The 14678-nt window shown below is 65.3% G+C and carries 17 protein-coding genes; 8 read left to right on the top strand and 9 right to left on the bottom strand.

Going from position 1 to position 14678, the window contains the following annotated elements:
- The first annotated feature begins 13 nt into the window (after window positions 1-13).
- Entirely contained in the window at window positions 14-484 is a 471-nt protein-coding gene (locus tag EPO50_RS25095; RefSeq protein ID WP_296348673.1) for a GNAT family N-acetyltransferase, read from the top strand.
- On the opposite strand, the gene EPO50_RS25090 is transcribed toward EPO50_RS25095, so the two are convergent.
- Window positions 479-1465, bottom strand: a complete 987-nt coding sequence (locus EPO50_RS25090; protein WP_296348671.1) for a phosphotransferase — start codon at window positions 1463-1465, stop codon at window positions 479-481. The two genes, EPO50_RS25095 and EPO50_RS25090, sit on opposite strands and share 6 nt — an antisense overlap.
- On the bottom strand, window positions 1458-2006 hold the full coding sequence (moaB, locus tag EPO50_RS25085; RefSeq protein WP_296348669.1) for a molybdenum cofactor biosynthesis protein B: 549 nt from the start codon (window positions 2004-2006) through the stop codon (window positions 1458-1460). Before moaB ends, EPO50_RS25090 begins: the two co-directional genes overlap by 8 nt.
- Window positions 2007-2064: 58 nt before the next feature.
- On the opposite strand from moaB, the gene EPO50_RS25080 reads away from it, so the two are divergent.
- On the top strand, window positions 2065-2529 hold the full coding sequence (locus EPO50_RS25080; RefSeq protein ID WP_296348667.1) for a cupin domain-containing protein: 465 nt from the start codon (window positions 2065-2067) through the stop codon (window positions 2527-2529).
- A gap of 40 nt (window positions 2530-2569) precedes the next feature.
- Here EPO50_RS25080 and EPO50_RS25075 read toward each other — a convergent pair whose 3' ends face one another.
- The 7 genes from EPO50_RS25075 to EPO50_RS25045 all read right to left on the bottom strand — a co-directional run bounded on the left by EPO50_RS25075 (window position 2570) and on the right by EPO50_RS25045 (window position 9699).
- Window positions 2570-4054 carry a tripartite tricarboxylate transporter permease gene (locus EPO50_RS25075; protein ID WP_296348665.1) on the bottom strand — a complete coding sequence of 495 codons (1485 nt, stop codon included), beginning with the start codon at window positions 4052-4054 and terminating at the stop codon, window positions 2570-2572.
- Between the two features lie 13 nt (window positions 4055-4067).
- Window positions 4068-4565, bottom strand: a complete 498-nt coding sequence (locus EPO50_RS25070) for a tripartite tricarboxylate transporter TctB family protein (protein ID WP_296348663.1) — start codon at window positions 4563-4565, stop codon at window positions 4068-4070.
- Window positions 4562-5533, bottom strand: coding sequence for a tripartite tricarboxylate transporter substrate binding protein (locus EPO50_RS25065; RefSeq protein ID WP_296348661.1), 972 nt, complete (start codon window positions 5531-5533; stop codon window positions 4562-4564). The genes EPO50_RS25070 and EPO50_RS25065 overlap by 4 nt, the downstream gene beginning before the upstream one ends.
- A gap of 108 nt (window positions 5534-5641) precedes the next feature.
- Window positions 5642-6007, bottom strand: a complete 366-nt coding sequence (locus EPO50_RS25060; protein ID WP_296348659.1) for a VOC family protein — start codon at window positions 6005-6007, stop codon at window positions 5642-5644.
- A gap of 17 nt (window positions 6008-6024) precedes the next feature.
- The gene (locus tag EPO50_RS25055; protein ID WP_296348657.1) at window positions 6025-6636 is read right to left on the bottom strand and encodes a cysteine dioxygenase; all 612 of its coding nucleotides are present in this window, start codon (window positions 6634-6636) and stop codon (window positions 6025-6027) included.
- Complete coding sequence (locus EPO50_RS25050; protein WP_296348656.1) at window positions 6633-7796, bottom strand: CaiB/BaiF CoA-transferase family protein; 1164 nt, start codon at window positions 7794-7796, stop codon at window positions 6633-6635. Before EPO50_RS25050 ends, EPO50_RS25055 begins: the two co-directional genes overlap by 4 nt.
- A gap of 52 nt (window positions 7797-7848) precedes the next feature.
- A complete protein-coding gene (locus EPO50_RS25045) occupies window positions 7849-9699 on the bottom strand; it encodes a lytic transglycosylase domain-containing protein (protein WP_296348654.1) in 1851 nt (616 codons plus the stop codon).
- Window positions 9700-9773: 74 nt separating this feature from the next.
- Between EPO50_RS25045 and EPO50_RS25040 the strand changes: the two genes are divergently transcribed.
- From EPO50_RS25040 to EPO50_RS25015, 6 genes are all read left to right on the top strand, one after another.
- A complete protein-coding gene (locus tag EPO50_RS25040; RefSeq protein ID WP_296348652.1) occupies window positions 9774-11975 on the top strand; it encodes a rhodanese-like domain-containing protein in 2202 nt (733 codons plus the stop codon).
- 155 nt (window positions 11976-12130) lie between these two features.
- The gene (locus tag EPO50_RS25035) at window positions 12131-12466 is read left to right on the top strand and encodes an AtpZ/AtpI family protein (RefSeq protein ID WP_296348650.1); all 336 of its coding nucleotides are present in this window, start codon (window positions 12131-12133) and stop codon (window positions 12464-12466) included.
- Window positions 12467-12488: 22 nt separating this feature from the next.
- Window positions 12489-13217 (top strand): F0F1 ATP synthase subunit A, encoded by a 729-nt coding sequence (locus EPO50_RS25030; protein WP_296348648.1) that lies wholly within the window; start codon window positions 12489-12491, stop codon window positions 13215-13217.
- Between the two features lie 54 nt (window positions 13218-13271).
- A complete protein-coding gene (locus EPO50_RS25025) occupies window positions 13272-13496 on the top strand; it encodes a F0F1 ATP synthase subunit C (protein WP_020698011.1) in 225 nt (74 codons plus the stop codon).
- An 8-nt stretch (window positions 13497-13504) separates the two neighbouring features.
- Window positions 13505-14074, top strand: coding sequence for a hypothetical protein (locus tag EPO50_RS25020; protein ID WP_296348646.1), 570 nt, complete (start codon window positions 13505-13507; stop codon window positions 14072-14074).
- Window positions 14071-14595 (top strand): F0F1 ATP synthase subunit B, encoded by a 525-nt coding sequence (locus tag EPO50_RS25015; protein WP_296348645.1) that lies wholly within the window; start codon window positions 14071-14073, stop codon window positions 14593-14595. Before EPO50_RS25020 ends, EPO50_RS25015 begins: the two co-directional genes overlap by 4 nt.
- Window positions 14596-14678 lie beyond the last annotated feature (83 nt).

The following is a 14678-nucleotide window of genomic DNA, read 5'->3' as shown; positions in this document are numbered from 1 at the left end:
ACGAGCGTCAGAAATGTCAGGCATCGAGATCAGGCTCGCCGAGCCCACCGACATGGATTTCGTGACCAGCCTGTCGCCACGTCTGGCGAATGTCCCGGGACCGGCCTGGCACACAATAGAAGCCATGGAAGGCTTCCAGGATCGCTATATGTCGTCGACCTTCGCAGCCACCGCGTTGGAAGGCTCAAGGACGTTGATCGCCTGGTCCCCGGACGGGCGACGGCTCGGCTACATCCATATGCGACCCGGCAAGGACGGCGTCACCGACGAACCCTGCGGTTACGTCTCGCTGCTGGCCCTGGGGAAAGAAGCCGAAGGGTCGGGCGTCGCACGCCTGTTGATGGCAGAGGCCGAAACCTGGGCGCGCGGCTGCGGCTATCGTTTCCTCAGCCTCGACGTCTATGCCGACAACAAGCGGGCGATCGACTTCTACACCAGCGGTGGCTTCAAGCCCGAGACCATCCGGCTGGTGAAGCCGCTATAGCCATTCGGCCCTGACCGCGCGAACGAAGTCACGGTCGAAGCAGCGATCGATGGCGGCATCGATATGCGCCTTCATGCGGGGTTCCAGTCCCGCGTCGCTCCATTGAGCAGGATCAGACGAGTCGCGCGGGCTGCGGGTCTGAACGCGCCAGCGCGCCATGAACAAGGTCGTGCGTAGCCACGTCAACCGACGCATCGGCAGCAGCCACGGCTGCAATTCGGCAGCACGCTTCTTTCCGACCTCGTCGAGATAGAGAGCGTAGAAGCGCTGCACCTCGTCGCGCGACAGCAGCTTGCCGATGTCGGGATGCCACAAGGTCGAAGTGGCAAGCGTTGCGTGCGCGAGATCGATCGCTGGTGAGCCGACATGGACCTTCTCGAGATCGACGAACCAGGCGAGCCCTGCCGCGTCGATGATGAAGTTGCCGGGATGGGTATCGGCGAGCGCGATCGATAGCGGTTGCTTGCGCTGCGCGAAGGCCAGCGCGATGCCTCGCATAAGGCGCAGCTCCTCGGCGATCTCGGCGCGCGCGCCTGAGTCCGGCACGGCCTTGTCGAGAAACCGCATGGCATTCAGCTCGACGGCTTCGAGCGTTTCGAGAAAGGGATTCTTCTGACGCGGGATAAGCGAGCTTGCCACCGGCAACGACAGGGAATGAAGGCGCACCAGAGTATCGGCCAGGGCCGTCAGATCGTCCGGCAAACGCGGCGGTCGACCCTCGACGAAGTCGATGATCAACGCACCGCCGGGCAATCCCGGCTGCGGCTCGACGATATTGTGTAGCTTCGGCGTACGCCCCGCCGGCGCGAGATGGCGAAAGGCCTCGGCTTGAGTGGCGAGGCGTCCTGTCGCCGCAGGATCACCGTCATGCGCATAGGCAATCCGCGCCAACAATCCGTTGGCCAGACGCACATGCCCGTGTGCCGTGCCTGTCGCCGGCAGTGTCTCGCCATTGCGGATGGCGTCGAGAAGGTCAGCCACTCCGCGGCATCTTGCCTTCGTTGAGGCGCGGCATCAGCTCGGCGAAGTTGCAGGGCCGGAAGCGGATGTCGAGTTGCTGGCGCAAGATGTCGTCCCAGCCGTCTTTGCAGGCGCCGGTCGAGCCGGGCAGCGCGAAGATGTAGGTGGCATTGGCCACACCCGCGACGGCACGCGACTGCATGGTCGAAGTGCCGATCTTCTGGAAGCTGATCCAACGGAAGGTCTCGCCGAAACCTTCGATGCGCTTCTCGAACAGAGCCTCCAGCGCCTCGGGCGTCACGTCGCGGCCGGTGACCCCGGTGCCACCTGTCGTGATCACAGCCTCGATCTTGGGATCGTCGATCCATTTCTTCACCTGGGCGCGGATCACGGCAATATCGTCCGTGACGATCGCGCGATCGACCAGGACATGGCCGTCGCGTGCGATGCGCTCGACCAGGGTGTCGCCCGACTTGTCGGTCTCCAGCGTCCTCGTGTCGGACACCGTCAGCACGGCGATGTTCACCGGCTTGAAGGGCTTCGTCTCATCAATCCTGTTCATGCGAACATTCTATCTTTCCTCGCTTGTCGAGGCGAGCCGGCGAGCCTAGATGGGAGCTATGACCGACTGGAAGCATGACGGCGTGCGGGTCATCCCCGCAGGCTCCCTCGACACCAACACGGCCCAGACCCCGGGCATGAACCGCGCTGCGGCCATCAATTTCGCCCGCGTCGGCGCCCAGAAGCTGTGGGCCGGTACGGTGACCATCCACGCCCACGCCAAGACGGGCGCGCATCATCACGGTCACCTCGAAAGCGTGATCTACGTCGTGAAGGGCCGTGCGCGCATGCGCTGGGGCGACCAGCTCCAATTCACCGCCGAGGCGGGTCCCGGCGACTTCATCTACGTGCCGCCCTACGTGCCGCACCAGGAGATCAATGCCTCCGAGACCGAGCCGCTGGAATGTGTGCTGGTCCGTTCCGACAACGAGGCGGTGGCGATCAACATCGACATCACTCCGGCCGAGAAGGTCGAAGAGGTCTACTGGGTCGATCCAACCCACCCGCATCCGCACAAGCACTAAGCTTTCGCGGAACGGCGAACGAGACGAAGGCGCGGGCCGCTCAGGCGGGCCGCGCCTTTTTCTTTGGCCAGAGCCCGGCGATCAGCAGCGCGGCCGCGACGATCGCGAAGCCGGTCGACAGGTAGCTGTGCAGAAAGATCGACGGGTCGCCGTCGGAGATCGCCAGCGATTGGCGCACCGAGCGCTCGAAGATCGGCCCCAGCACATAGGCCAGGATCACGATGCCGAGGTCGAAGCCGTAGCGGCGCAGGCCGTAGCCCACGAAACCGAACACCACGGCAATCAGCACGTCGGCGGGATTGCCGCTCGACGAATAGACGCCGATCAGACAGACCGCGAGGATCATGGGTGTCAGATAGGCGCGCGGGATCTCGAGGATGCGCACGAACAGGCCGATCAGCGGCAGGTTCAGGATCAGCAGCATCACGTTGCCGATATACATGCTGGCGACCACGCCCCAGAAAACCTGCGGCTGGCGTTCGAGAATGGTCGGTCCCGGCACGACGCCGTGGATGATGAAGGCGCCCAGCAGCAGCGCCGTGATGGCATTGGCGGGAATGCCCATGCAGAGGAGCGGCACGAAGGCGCCGGCAGTGCCGGCATTGTTGGCGGACTCCGGCCCGGCCACACCCTCGACGGCACCCTTGCCGAATTCCTCGGGATTCTTGGAGAGCTTGCGCTCCATGCCATAGGACAGGAACGAGGCCAGCACCGCGCCGCCACCGGGTAGAAGGCCGACGAGAAAGCCCATCACCGTGCCGCGCGCCACCGGTCCGACCGACCGCTTGGCCTCCTCGCGCGACGGCAGGAAGCCGAGCAGGCGCGACGGCGGCGGCAGGATCTTCATGTCCTCGGGCCTTTGCCGCGCCATGAACAGCACTTCCGACAAGCCGAACAGGCCGATCGCCAGCGGCACCAGGTTGACGCCATCACCCAGCGCCAGGATCCCGAAGGTGAGCCGCGGCGTCATGTTGAGCGGGTCGCTGCCGACCGTACCGAGCAGCAGACCGAACGCCGCCATCAACAGGGCGCGCGGCAGCGAACCGCTCGACATGTAGGTGACCATGGTGAGGCCCGCGAGCATGAGCATCGCGTATTCGGCTGGACCGAACGCCAGCACCAGCTTGGCGAGCGGCGGCGACAGGAAGGTGATGCCAATGACACCCACGGTGCCGGCAAAGAAGGAGCCGAAGCCCGCGATACCCAGTGCCGCACCAGCGCGGCCCTTGCGCGCCATCTCGTAGCCGTCGAGACAGGTGACGACCGATGAGGCCTCACCCGGGATGCGCATCAACACCGACGTCACGGTGCCACCGTAGGCAACGCCGTAATAGATGCCCGACAGCATGATGATCGCCGACGTCACCTCCATCTTGAAGGTGATGGGCAGCAGGATGGCGATGGTCGTGAGCGGCCCCAGGCCGGGCAGGATGCCGACGACGGTTCCCAGCAGCACGCCGACGAAGCAGTAGAACAGATTGTCGAGGCTCAGGGTGACGACAAAGCCGTCGAGCAGGGCTTCCATGAGACGGCCTCGATCAGCGCACGAGGGTATAGAAAGCGCGCTCTATCGGACCTTCCGGCAGGTCGACGCGCAGCAGCCAACCGAAGCAGACCAGGCCGATGGCCGCACAAGCGACGCCGTAGCCCACTGCCGCCACCCACGATCGCCGCTCGGCGAAGCGCATGATCAGCACCGTCACGGCAACGATCGTGACGAAGAACCCGGCGAAGGCAGTGCCGAGCGCCAGCACCGCGAACGAGGCGACATAGATCGCGAAGGTATTGCCTGTGCCTGCAGAGGGGTCCTTCGGCACGTCGTCGGTGTCACCCTCCTCGGTGACACCGGCGCGGCCGGGCGAAAAGAAAACGATCACGGCGAGCACGACGCAGACGCCGGCCACTAGGGTCGGGAAGAATCCCGGCCCCGGCCCGTCAAAGCCCCAGCTATCGAGCCGCAGGGACTGCCAGAGGCCGACCAGTGCGGCCGCCAGCAACCCGAGCGTGGCGATCCGCGTCCCGCTCAGCCGGCTCATGCCGGCTTCTTCGCCATGCCGGTTTCCTTCAGGATCGGCACGAGCTCAGTCTCAAGCGACTTCAGGAGCGCGGCATAGTCCTTGCCGTTGCGATAGATCGCCTGAATGCCGAGCTTGGTGATCTGGCTGGTCACTGCCTCGTCCTTCATCACGTCGGCCAGCGCCTTGTCCATCCGCTCCTTGATCGCCGGATCGACGCCCACCGGGAAAGCGTAGCCGAACGGACCGTTGGTGACGGCGTTGTAGCCGAGCTCGCGTAGGGTCTTCACGTCCGGATAGTCGGGCCAGCGTGCCTCCGCCGCCGAAGCGAGGAAGCGCAGCTTACCGGCCTCGATCTGCGGCCTCATTTCGGTGACGGTCTGGATGACCGCGTCGACATGGCCGCCGATCGCCGCCGTGACCGACTCGACGCCGCCCGGGAAGACGACCCAGCGGAACTTGGCGCCGGTCAGCTTGGCGAGCTGGAACATCGCCACGACGTTGGTCACGTTGTTGGAGCTGTAGGTGAGCTGCTTCTGCTTGCCCTGGGCGATCAGATCGTCGATCGACTTGATCGGACCATCGGCGCGCGCGCCGACGCCATAGCGAAGGGCGGCGACCTGACCAATGATGTCGAACGCCTTCCACGGCTCGTAGCTGACATTCATCATGTTGGGGACGGCGATATGGCTGGAGATCGCCACCAGGCCGATCGTGTGGCCATCCGGAGTCGATTGCGCGAGCGTCGTCGGCCCGAGGGCGCCGGCGCCGCCCACGACGTTCTTGACGATGACCGTGGCGTTCAGCCGCTTCTCCAGCGCCTGCGCAATGATGCGCGCAGTAAGATCCGTGGAGGCGCCCGGCGCGTTGGGATTGATCAGCGAAATCTCGCGGCTCGGCCACTTGCTCGATTGTGCAATGGCAGGCGCAGCTACTGTCATTGCCGCCAATGCGGTGCCGCTACGCAACACGGTTCTACGGTGCATCATGCCTTCCCTCCCTTTGTTACCGCGACAGTGCGTGCCACCAACGCGATGGGTCAAGGGAGCCGTACCGGTACGCGAACGCAATCGGTCGCAGAGAAGGAACCTGCGTCCTTATGTCGAACTGACGACGATTCTGTTGCCTTCGCTATCGCGGAATTCTGCGAAGACCGTGCCCGGCGCCCACGGCGCTTCCCGCGCATCGGTGATGATCTCGACACCCTTGGCGCGAAGCCGCTCGATCATGCCGCGGACATTCGCCTCCACCAGTACCAGCGAAGGAGTGTCGGATGGGCTTTCATCGGCGCGTCGTGAAAAGAGCAGACGTGTCTGCGCACCCGGCAGTGCGATCTCGAGCCAGCGCCAGCCGCCCTCGCCATAGGGCTTGTCGGTCACGGCCTCACCGCCAATCATCTGCCTGTAGAACGCCAGCGCTCGGTCCTGATCGAAGACAGCCAGCTCGGCGAACTTCACGTGCATGGCGCTGCCTCGCGCGGTCAACCGGCGGCGCGGACCTCGGCGGAACGGTCCCAGATGTTGGGCTGCTCGCGGTTGGTGTAACCCGAGACGAACAGGTTGGGATCGCCCGTCTTCACGTCGAACGTGTGCCGCCGCACCGCGCCGATATTGCCACCGTAGACATGGATGCTGATCGAGCCGCGATCGGTGAAAGCGTTGGTGACCTGATGGATATCGCCGACGGCCGGCACCAGCACTTCGACGTCGCCGGGTTCGAGCTTGGTGAGCTTGCCCGGCACCAATGCACCGGTCTCGGGATGGCGCGAGAAAGCGAGCGAGGTTTCCGAGCCGCGCAGCATGCCAACCAGTCCCCACATCTGATGATCGTGCACCGGCGTGTTGGCGCTCGGCGCCCAGACGAAGCTCACGATGCAGAAGCGCTCGAACGGATCGCACCACAGAAGGTTCTGCGCATAGCCGTGCGCCGGCACCTTCGCAGCACTTTCCGGCAGCCAGTCGTCATACTTCACCAGCTCGCCCAGCAGCTTGGCACCGACTTCGACGATCGCCCCCTCGTCCTTGTCCTGCCAGGCGCCGCCGGTGAGCGATGTCATGTCGCCGATGAAGCGGCGCAAACGGTCGATGGTCATTGCGCGGCCTTTCTCACGAGAGACGTGCCGAACACCGACTCGGTATCGGCACCGAGTGCCGGCGGATCACGCCGCTTGGCGAGATCGGTGCCGGAAATGCGAACCGGGCTGCCGAAGGTCCGCGTCTTCACGCCGGACGGCAGCGCCATCTCCTCGATCCAGCCCATGTGCTGAACCTGCGGGTCGGCGAGGATCTGGCTGTAGCTGTTGATGCGGCCCTGCGGCACGCCGGCCTTCTCGAAGGCGGCAAGCCAATGGTCGACGCCCTTCTTGGCGAACTCGACTTCGAGCAGATCCTTCAAGGCGACCTGGTTGGCAGCGCGCAGTTGCGTCGTGGCGAAGCGCGCATCGGCCAGCAGATCGGGACGGCCGACGACCTCGGTCACCGACTCCCAGAGCTTGTTGTTGCCGGCGGCGATGACGAAATAGCCATCGCCCGCCTTAAAAGCCTGATAGGGCGCGTTGCGCGGATGCGCCGAACCCAGCTTCTTGGGATCGCGGCCGGTGCCGAAGAATTCGCTGGTCTGCAGCGCCGCCATGCCGAGGCTGCAGCCCAGCATCGACGCATCGATGTGCGCGCCCGCCCCGCCACCGGCCACGCGACGCAGAACCGAGACGATGGTGAAGGCGGCATAGAGACCGGTGCCCACGTCGGAAACCGGCACGCCGCATTTCACAGGGGCGCCCTCGGGCTCGCCGGTCACGCTCATGATACCGCTCATCGCCTGCACCGTGACGTCGAAGCCACCTTCCGCAGAACGCGGGCCGCTCTGGCCGAATGCCGAGATCGAGCAATAGACGAGGCCGGGCTTCTCTTCGCGAAAGGACTCGTAGCCGAGCCCCAGGCGATCCATCACGCCGGGCCGGTTGTTCTCCAGCACCACGTCGGCCGACAGCACGAGCTGGCGCGCCGCCGCCTTGTGTGCGGGATCCTTGAGATCGAGTACGACCGAGCGCTTGTTGCGGTTGATCGAGGCGAAGTTCTCGCTGTAGCCGCCGTTGGCGCCTTCGGTGATGGGTGGCCATTGCCGCATCATGTCGCCGTCGGGCGGCTCGACCTTGATCACCTCGGCGCCGAGATCAGCCAGCAGCATGCCGCAATAGGGACCTGCCAGAACCTGGCAGAACTCGACAACTCTCACGCCCGACAGCGGCTGCATTTCCTGTTACGTCTCCTGACTCAGCGCCTAGCTCCTTTGCTCTATAGAGAGCTTAACGGCGTCCGTCTTGCGGCGCGTAGCGCGGCCAGTCGTGCGAAGCGATCTGGTCGAGCGACGGCGTCTGCTGTCCCATCCTGATCTGATACATCCAGTAGTTGGTCAGCACGCGCTGCACGAAATCGCGCGTCTCGTGGAGCGGGATCGAGGCGATGTAGAGCAGCGGATCCTGCGAGGCGTTGAGCGAGTTGTCCCAACGCATGACGTTGCCCGGCCCGCCGTTGTAGCCGGCGGCCGTGCGCACCAGATTGCCGTCGACCTCGTTGAGCAGCATCGAAATGTAAGCCTGGCCCAGCGCCACATTGGTCGACGGATCCCAGGGATTGGCGCCTGCCGTCTCCGGTGCATAACGCGCCGAGACAGCACGCGCGGTCGCCGGCATGAGCTGCATCAACCCCATCGCACCGACATAGGAACGCGCCTTGGGATTGAAGGCCGATTCCTGCCGCATGAAACCGTAGACCAGCGCGCGATCGACGATGAAGCCACCCGACGGCTGCCAGGACGGGATGGGATACATCGCGCCGTCGTAACCCTTGATGTTGTGGCGCTGATCCCAGTTGGCGTTGCCGACGCGCACAGCCAGCGCCGGAAGGTCAGCCTTGAGCGCCAGCGCCATCACCGCCTCGATATAGGCGGGATCGTTGTCGATGGCGGCGGCGAAGAGTTCGCGCTCCGCAGCCGTTGTGGCGCCTAGCTGTATCAAACCCAGGGCGCGCCGCGCCGCGCGATCGTTGCGCAGCAGGTCGGCCTTCTTCCGATCGAGCGCCGGCACGTCCCAGTCGGGCTGGATCTGCATGCCGAGCGCTTTCTGGGCTACGAGACCGTAGAAGGTCCGACCATGCAAGGCGGCGCGCTTGAGGTAGGGCGCGTATTTCTGCGGATTGCCCGCCAGCAGGTTGGCGCGTGCCGCCCAGAAAGAGCCGGCTGACAAGGTCCATGACGATGCCTGATCGGGCGAAGCATCGGCCACCAGCTCGAAGCGCCGTGCGGCCTCCGCCATGTTGCCGCGCGTAAATGCCTGGAGGGCGGCCGTCCAATTGGCGTCGGGCGGCGCGCCGACCTCGACCGGGATCTGCACGCCGCGCTGCGGATCGGCCTCGAGCTGGCGGGTGCGCATGCGGCCGCGCCACAGCTCGACTTCCTGTGGCCCCAGGACATCGACCGTCGATTTGCGGTCGAGGAGCACGAAGGCGGCGTTGAAGCCGCCATCGTCGGCCATGTTCTGCAGGCGGGCGCGCAGCTCGGCGGCCTGGCTTGCATCGGCGCCCCGCACCGTGCGGGCGGCCGCGAAGGTCGGCGACGGTTGGGCCTGGCCGACGAAGCTCGCCGGTGTCAGCTCCGGCCCGCCCGGCGTACGACGAGCGAGTGCAAGGCGGTAAACCGCCGGCGCGTCGGGATGATCGTTGTATTCCTGGAGCCAGGCGGCGAGCTGGTCGTAGCGTGCCTGATAGTTGGGCGCGAGCAGCCGCTGGGCACCGACATAGCCCATTAACAACTTGTCCTTGAGCTGGGCGATCTCGGCGTCGGCCTGCCCCCAGTTCCCGCTCGCCTGCGCCTGGAAGATGCGCCGGTAGCGATCGCGGCTCTCGTTGTCGAGGACGGTCGGCAGGTCGGCGACGACCGTGGCCTCGTCGAGTTCGATGACCGGCGGCGGCGGTACGAAGACCGGCGGCCGCGCCGCCGCGGGGCGAACGGCCGGCCGCGCAGCGGGTCGGGCGGCGGGTTTGACCGCCGCGGGCTTGGTCGCCTGCAGCTTGGTCGGCTTTTTCAGGGGCTGTGCCGAGGCAGAAGCTGCCATCAAGGCGACTGCACCGATCATCACGGCAGAAACGATCGTTTTCATGCCCCACCGTAGTTTGACTTGCCCTAGGGCGACAAGCGCCCGCCTCGCTATACTGTACCCAAACGGAGGAGCAAATGACCCTGCATCAGGAGCGCGCCGCGGCGGTACGGCGCTTGATCGACGAGGCTCGGCAGATCGAAAAGGGCGGCGTTACCTACGCCAATCTCGACAAGATCGGCGGGCTGCTGGCATCGCTGGCAAGCCGGGCCGATCTCTTCCCGCAGGAGGAATTCCCCCTCGGTGCCGATGGCGGCATCTATCGCCTGAGCGAAGACCCCGACCACCGTTTCGCGCTCTACGCCTCGGCCGGCGGCGCCGGCAAGAAGGTGCCACCGCACAATCACACGACCTGGGCGATCATCGCCGGCGTCCACGGTGCGGAGCGCAACGTGGTCTATGAGCGCCTCGACAATGGCGCCCGCGAAGGCTTCGTGCAGCTTCGCGAGGCGCCGGCCAAGGAAAAGACCCTGAAGCGCGGCGACGTGATCGCCTATCTCCCGGACGACTTCCATCACATCGAGACGCCCGTCGGCTCGGGCAACGCGCTACATCTCCATTTCTATGGGCTCAGCCTGGAACAGCTCCCCGATCGCGTGACCGTCGACCTGGCGGCCGGCACGTCCAAGCGTTTCATGGCCAAGGCCAAGATCCTGACGCCGGTTCTTTCGGTGCAGCAGGTCAAGGCGATGCTGAAGTCAGGCGAGATCTTCGCCTTCTTCGACGTGCGGGAAGAAGGCGAGTTCTCCACGCAGGGCCATCCGCTGTTCGCGACGCCGCTCCCCCTCTCCCGACTGGAGCCGCGGGCATTGGCGCTGCTGCCCGATCCCGCCATCCGCATCGTCCTGATGGACAGCGGCGATGACGCCCAGGATCCGCAGTGGGCAGGCCGCGCCAATCGCGCTGCCGCCAAGCTCTCCCAGCTCGGTTACACCAATCTCTCCGTCGTGAAGGGCGGCCTGAAAGCCTGGCGCGACGCGGGCTACGAGGTCTTCACCGGCGTCAACGTGCCGAGCAAGGCGTTCGGCGAGGTCGTGGAGCACGAGAACGACACGCCCCGCATCGATGCCGCCGACCTGCAGAAGCTGGTCGACGCCAAGACCGATCTAGTGATCCTCGATTCACGGCCGATGCCGGAATTCAACAACATGTCGATCCCGGGCGGCGTCGACTGCCCCGGCGCCGAGTTGGTTTATCGCGTGAAGGACTTCGCCCCGAACCCCGATACCCTGGTCGTGGTAAATTGCGCCGGCCGGACCCGTTCGATCATCGGCGCGCAGTCGCTGATCAACGCCGGCCTGCCCAACAAGGTCATCGCGCTCAAGAACGGCACGATGGGCTGGCACCTCGCCGGCCTCAAGGTGGCGCGCGGCGAGACCAGGAGCTTCGGTCCGCAGGGGCCCGAAGCCGCCAAGTTTGCCCAAGCCGCAGCGGCCGACGTCGCCAAGCGCATGGGCATCAACAAGATCGACAAAGCCGGTCTCGACAAGCTCGTGGCCCAAGGCGGACCGCTCTATCGCCTCGACGTGCGCGATCCCGCCGAATATGCGCAAGGCCATCTCAAGGGCTTCCGCCATGCTGCCGGGGGCCAGCTCGTGCAGGCGACAGATCAGTATGTCGGCGCGCGCAATGCGACGATCGTACTGCACGACAATGATGGCGTGCGCGCCACCATGACGGCGCACTGGCTGATGCAGATGGGGTGGGCCGAGACGTACGTGCTCGACCACAAGCCGGCCGCGTCCGAACTCACGACCGAGGCCGAGCCGCGCTTCCCTGCTGGCTTCGCCGCGCCGAAGGCCGCGACCGTGTCCGCAGCCGATCTGCACAAACAGCTCGCCTCGACATTGGTGATCGACCTCGACACGAGCCTCAAATATCGCGACGGCCACGTCCCGGGCGCCTGGTTCGCCGTCCGCGCCGGCCTTGGCCGGTCCATTCCGGAAATGCTGAAGAAGCAGGCAGGCGCGACGCGCGTCGTGTTGGTCTCGTCCGACGCCGAGATTGCGGCCCTCGCCGCTCCGGAAGCAGCCGAAGCCGCAGGCGGCCTGCCGGTCGCGATCTTGGAGGGTGGTTTCAGGGCCTGGCGCGACGCCAAGCTCGCGGTCGAGACGGGTCACGTCCGCATGGCCGATCCGCCGACCGACGTCTGGTACCGCCCCTACGACTTCAAGGAGGATGTCGAAGCCGCCATGCGGCAGTATCTCGACTGGGAGGTCGACCTGGTGCCGCAGGTGGTCCGCGACGGCGACGCAAGGTTCTCGGTTCTGAAGCGCTAGAGAGGGCAGAAAGTGCTTGGAATTCCGGGCCTTGGCACATCGTCGCGTGTGCTTGACACCCAACGGGCCTGCCAATAGGTTCCGGCGCGTTTTTCACTGCTACGGAACCGTCGTGGAACTGGTGCGGTGGAGAGCCCGGAACGGAACATCCGGTTATGGCCGAGGACGAGCGAAAAGCGACGCCTGACGACCTGGACAAGCGCCTCAAAAGCGTTCGCCAGGCCTATCAAAAGGGCGTCGGTCGGTCGTCGAAGCCTGCAGCAAGCACCGGGGGCGAAAAGCTCGGTGTCGGCATGCGGGTAGCGGTCGAACTGGTAGCCGGCGTCGTGGCGGGGGCTTTCCTCGGCTTGATGGCGGACCGGTGGTTGGGGACGAAGCCCTGGCTGCTGATCTTGGGTTTCGTGCTGGGGTGCGGGGCGGCATTCATGAATGTCTACCGGGTCGCGCAGGCTGAAGAGCGGCGCGGCAAGAACCCGCCAGGTACAGAGTAGACGGATTTGGGGATAGTTTATCGTGGCCAGCCCGGTTGAGCAGTTCGCTATCCAGAACCTAAGTGCCCCGCTGTTCAGCATCGGCGGCAACGAAATCGCCATCACCAATTCGGCAGTGTTCATGTTCGCGGCAGTGGCCGTGTCCTCCGTCCTGCTGGTGGCTGGAGCGAGCAAGGCGGCGATGATCCCCGGCCGTTTCCAGGCGATGTCCGAGCTCTTCTACGAGTTCATCGCCAACATGATCCGGGACAATGTCGGCAGCGCCGGCAAGAAATTCTTCCCGTTCATCTTCACGCTCTTCATCTTCACGCTGTTCGGCAACCTGCTGGGACTGATCCCTTACGGCTTCACCTTCACCAGTCATATCGCCGTCACGTTCTTCATGGCGGCCGTGGTGTTCATCGCCGTGACGCTGATCGGTATCTTTAAGCACGGCCTGCACTTCTTCTCGCTGTTCTTCCCGCATGGCGCGCCGCTGTTCACCGCGCCCATCCTGATCCCGATCGAACTCGTCTCCTACCTCAGCCGGCCGATCAGCCTGTCGGTCCGCCTGTTCGCGAACATGACCGTTGGTCACGTGCTGCTGAAGGTGCTGGCTGGCTTCGTCGTGGCGCTCGGCATCTTCGGCGTCATACCGCTGGCTGTCCTCGTGGCGATCACCGCACTCGAGGTGCTGATCGCGCTGCTGCAGGCCTACATCTTCACGATCCTCTGCTGCATTTACCTGAACGACGCGCTGCATCTGCACTGATCGCCGCGCCCGTAACCATCCACTCAATCAACGTTCGCTAAACAGGAGACAGAAATGGACGCCTCAGCCGCCAAGTTTATCGGTGCTGGCCTCGCCGCCATCGGCATGATCGGCGCCGGCATCGGCGTGGGCAACGTGTGGGCGAGCTACATCACGGCTCTGTCGCGCAACCCGGCCTCGAAGGCCGAAATCGGCGCGAACATCTGGATCGGCTTCGCCGTCACCGAGGCCATCGCGCTGTTCGCGCTGATCGTCGCGCTGATCGCCCTCTTCGCCTGAGTTCGATCGTGCCCGTTTCGGCACTGCGGACTTCGGCATGGGCTGCGGCCCTGATCGGCCTGCCTGCAGCCGCGCAGGCGGCCGGCATGCCGCAGTTCGACATCGCCTCCTTCCCCAGCCAGATCTTCTGGCTGGTCGTGTCGTTCGCCGTGCTCTACGCGATCATGGCGACGCTCGTGCTGCCGCGCATCGGTTCGACCGTCGAGGCCCGCGAGCGCAAGATCCAGGCTGACCTGGATGCGGCACAGCAGGCCAACGACGCGGCCCGCACCACGGCGGCGGCACAGGACAAGGCTCTCGCCGAAGCGCGCGGACGCGCCGAAGCGGTCATCCGGGCCGCCTCCGATGCAGCTACTGCCGAGACCTCGGCGCAGATGCATGCCGTGGGCAGCCGGTTGGCGGCCGACATCACGGCAGCCGAGCGCCGTATCGGCGAGCAGCAGAACCAGGCCATGACCGGCTTGACCGGTATGGCGGCGGAGATCGCCTCGGCGATCCTCGGCAAGCTGGTCGGCTCGGCGGACGGTGCGCAGGTCGCCCGTGCCGTCGACGAAGCGGCCAAGGCAGGTAAGCGATGATCAGCACCGCGTGGGCCGCCGATGCACATGGCGGCGGCTTCTTTTCCGACCCGAACCTGTGGGTCGCCGTCGCCTTCATCATCTTCCTGGTCCTCACCGGCAAGATGATGATCAAGGGCATCACCAAGATGCTCGACGATCGCACGGCACTCATCAGGCGCACGCTCAGCGAGGCCGAGAAGCTTCGTGCCGAGGCTCAGAAGGCTCGCGACGAAGCCCAGAAGAACCTCGCCGAGTCGGCCACTCTGGCCGAAGGCATCGTGGCGCAAGCCAAGGCGGAAGCCGAGCGCCTGACGCAGCATGCCGCCGAGGAGCGCGAGGCGCTGATCGCGCGGCGTGAGCAGCAGGCCCGCGATCGCATCGCGCAGGCCGAGGCTCAGGCCACACGGGAAGTGCGCAACCTGGCGGTCGACGTTGCTCTCACGGCAACCCGCACCCTGCTCCGCGAGCAGGTCGGTTCGGCCAAGGGCACGGCGCTGATCGAAGAAGCGATCGCGGATTTGCCGCGCCGCCTGCACTGAGTTTCAGAAATCCAAGGATTGCCCGCAAACAATAATCGCGGGCTACCTGACGCCCCCGCCGCAAGGCGGGGGTTTTTCTTTGT

It is taken from the genome of Reyranella sp., assembly GCF_004297405.1.
In the GTDB taxonomy this organism is placed as follows: Bacteria; Pseudomonadota; Alphaproteobacteria; order Reyranellales; family Reyranellaceae; genus Reyranella.
The sequence above is the reverse complement of the archived record's forward strand: the minus strand, read 5'-3'. Positions and strand labels throughout refer to the sequence as shown.

Excerpts from the sequence above, each read along its gene's own strand:
- EPO50_RS25095 (WP_296348673.1), top strand. The coding sequence starts at position 14 with ATGTCAGGCATCGAGATCAGGCTCGCCGAGCCCACCGACATGGATTTC.
- moaB (WP_296348669.1), bottom strand. The coding sequence starts at position 2,006 with ATGAACAGGATTGATGAGACGAAGCCCTTCAAGCCGGTGAACATCGCC.
- EPO50_RS25080 (WP_296348667.1), top strand. The coding sequence starts at position 2,065 with ATGACCGACTGGAAGCATGACGGCGTGCGGGTCATCCCCGCAGGCTCC.
- EPO50_RS25075 (WP_296348665.1), bottom strand. The coding sequence starts at position 4,054 with ATGGAAGCCCTGCTCGACGGCTTTGTCGTCACCCTGAGCCTCGACAAT.
- EPO50_RS25070 (WP_296348663.1), bottom strand. The coding sequence starts at position 4,565 with ATGAGCCGGCTGAGCGGGACGCGGATCGCCACGCTCGGGTTGCTGGCG.
- EPO50_RS25065 (WP_296348661.1), bottom strand. The coding sequence starts at position 5,533 with ATGATGCACCGTAGAACCGTGTTGCGTAGCGGCACCGCATTGGCGGCA.
- EPO50_RS25060 (WP_296348659.1), bottom strand. The coding sequence starts at position 6,007 with ATGCACGTGAAGTTCGCCGAGCTGGCTGTCTTCGATCAGGACCGAGCG.
- EPO50_RS25055 (WP_296348657.1), bottom strand. The coding sequence starts at position 6,636 with ATGACCATCGACCGTTTGCGCCGCTTCATCGGCGACATGACATCGCTC.
- EPO50_RS25050 (WP_296348656.1), bottom strand. The coding sequence starts at position 7,796 with ATGCAGCCGCTGTCGGGCGTGAGAGTTGTCGAGTTCTGCCAGGTTCTG.
- EPO50_RS25045 (WP_296348654.1), bottom strand. The coding sequence starts at position 9,699 with ATGAAAACGATCGTTTCTGCCGTGATGATCGGTGCAGTCGCCTTGATG.
- EPO50_RS25040 (WP_296348652.1), top strand. The coding sequence starts at position 9,774 with ATGACCCTGCATCAGGAGCGCGCCGCGGCGGTACGGCGCTTGATCGAC.
- EPO50_RS25035 (WP_296348650.1), top strand. The coding sequence starts at position 12,131 with ATGGCCGAGGACGAGCGAAAAGCGACGCCTGACGACCTGGACAAGCGC.
- EPO50_RS25025 (WP_020698011.1), top strand. The coding sequence starts at position 13,272 with ATGGACGCCTCAGCCGCCAAGTTTATCGGTGCTGGCCTCGCCGCCATC.
- EPO50_RS25015 (WP_296348645.1), top strand. The coding sequence starts at position 14,071 with ATGATCAGCACCGCGTGGGCCGCCGATGCACATGGCGGCGGCTTCTTT.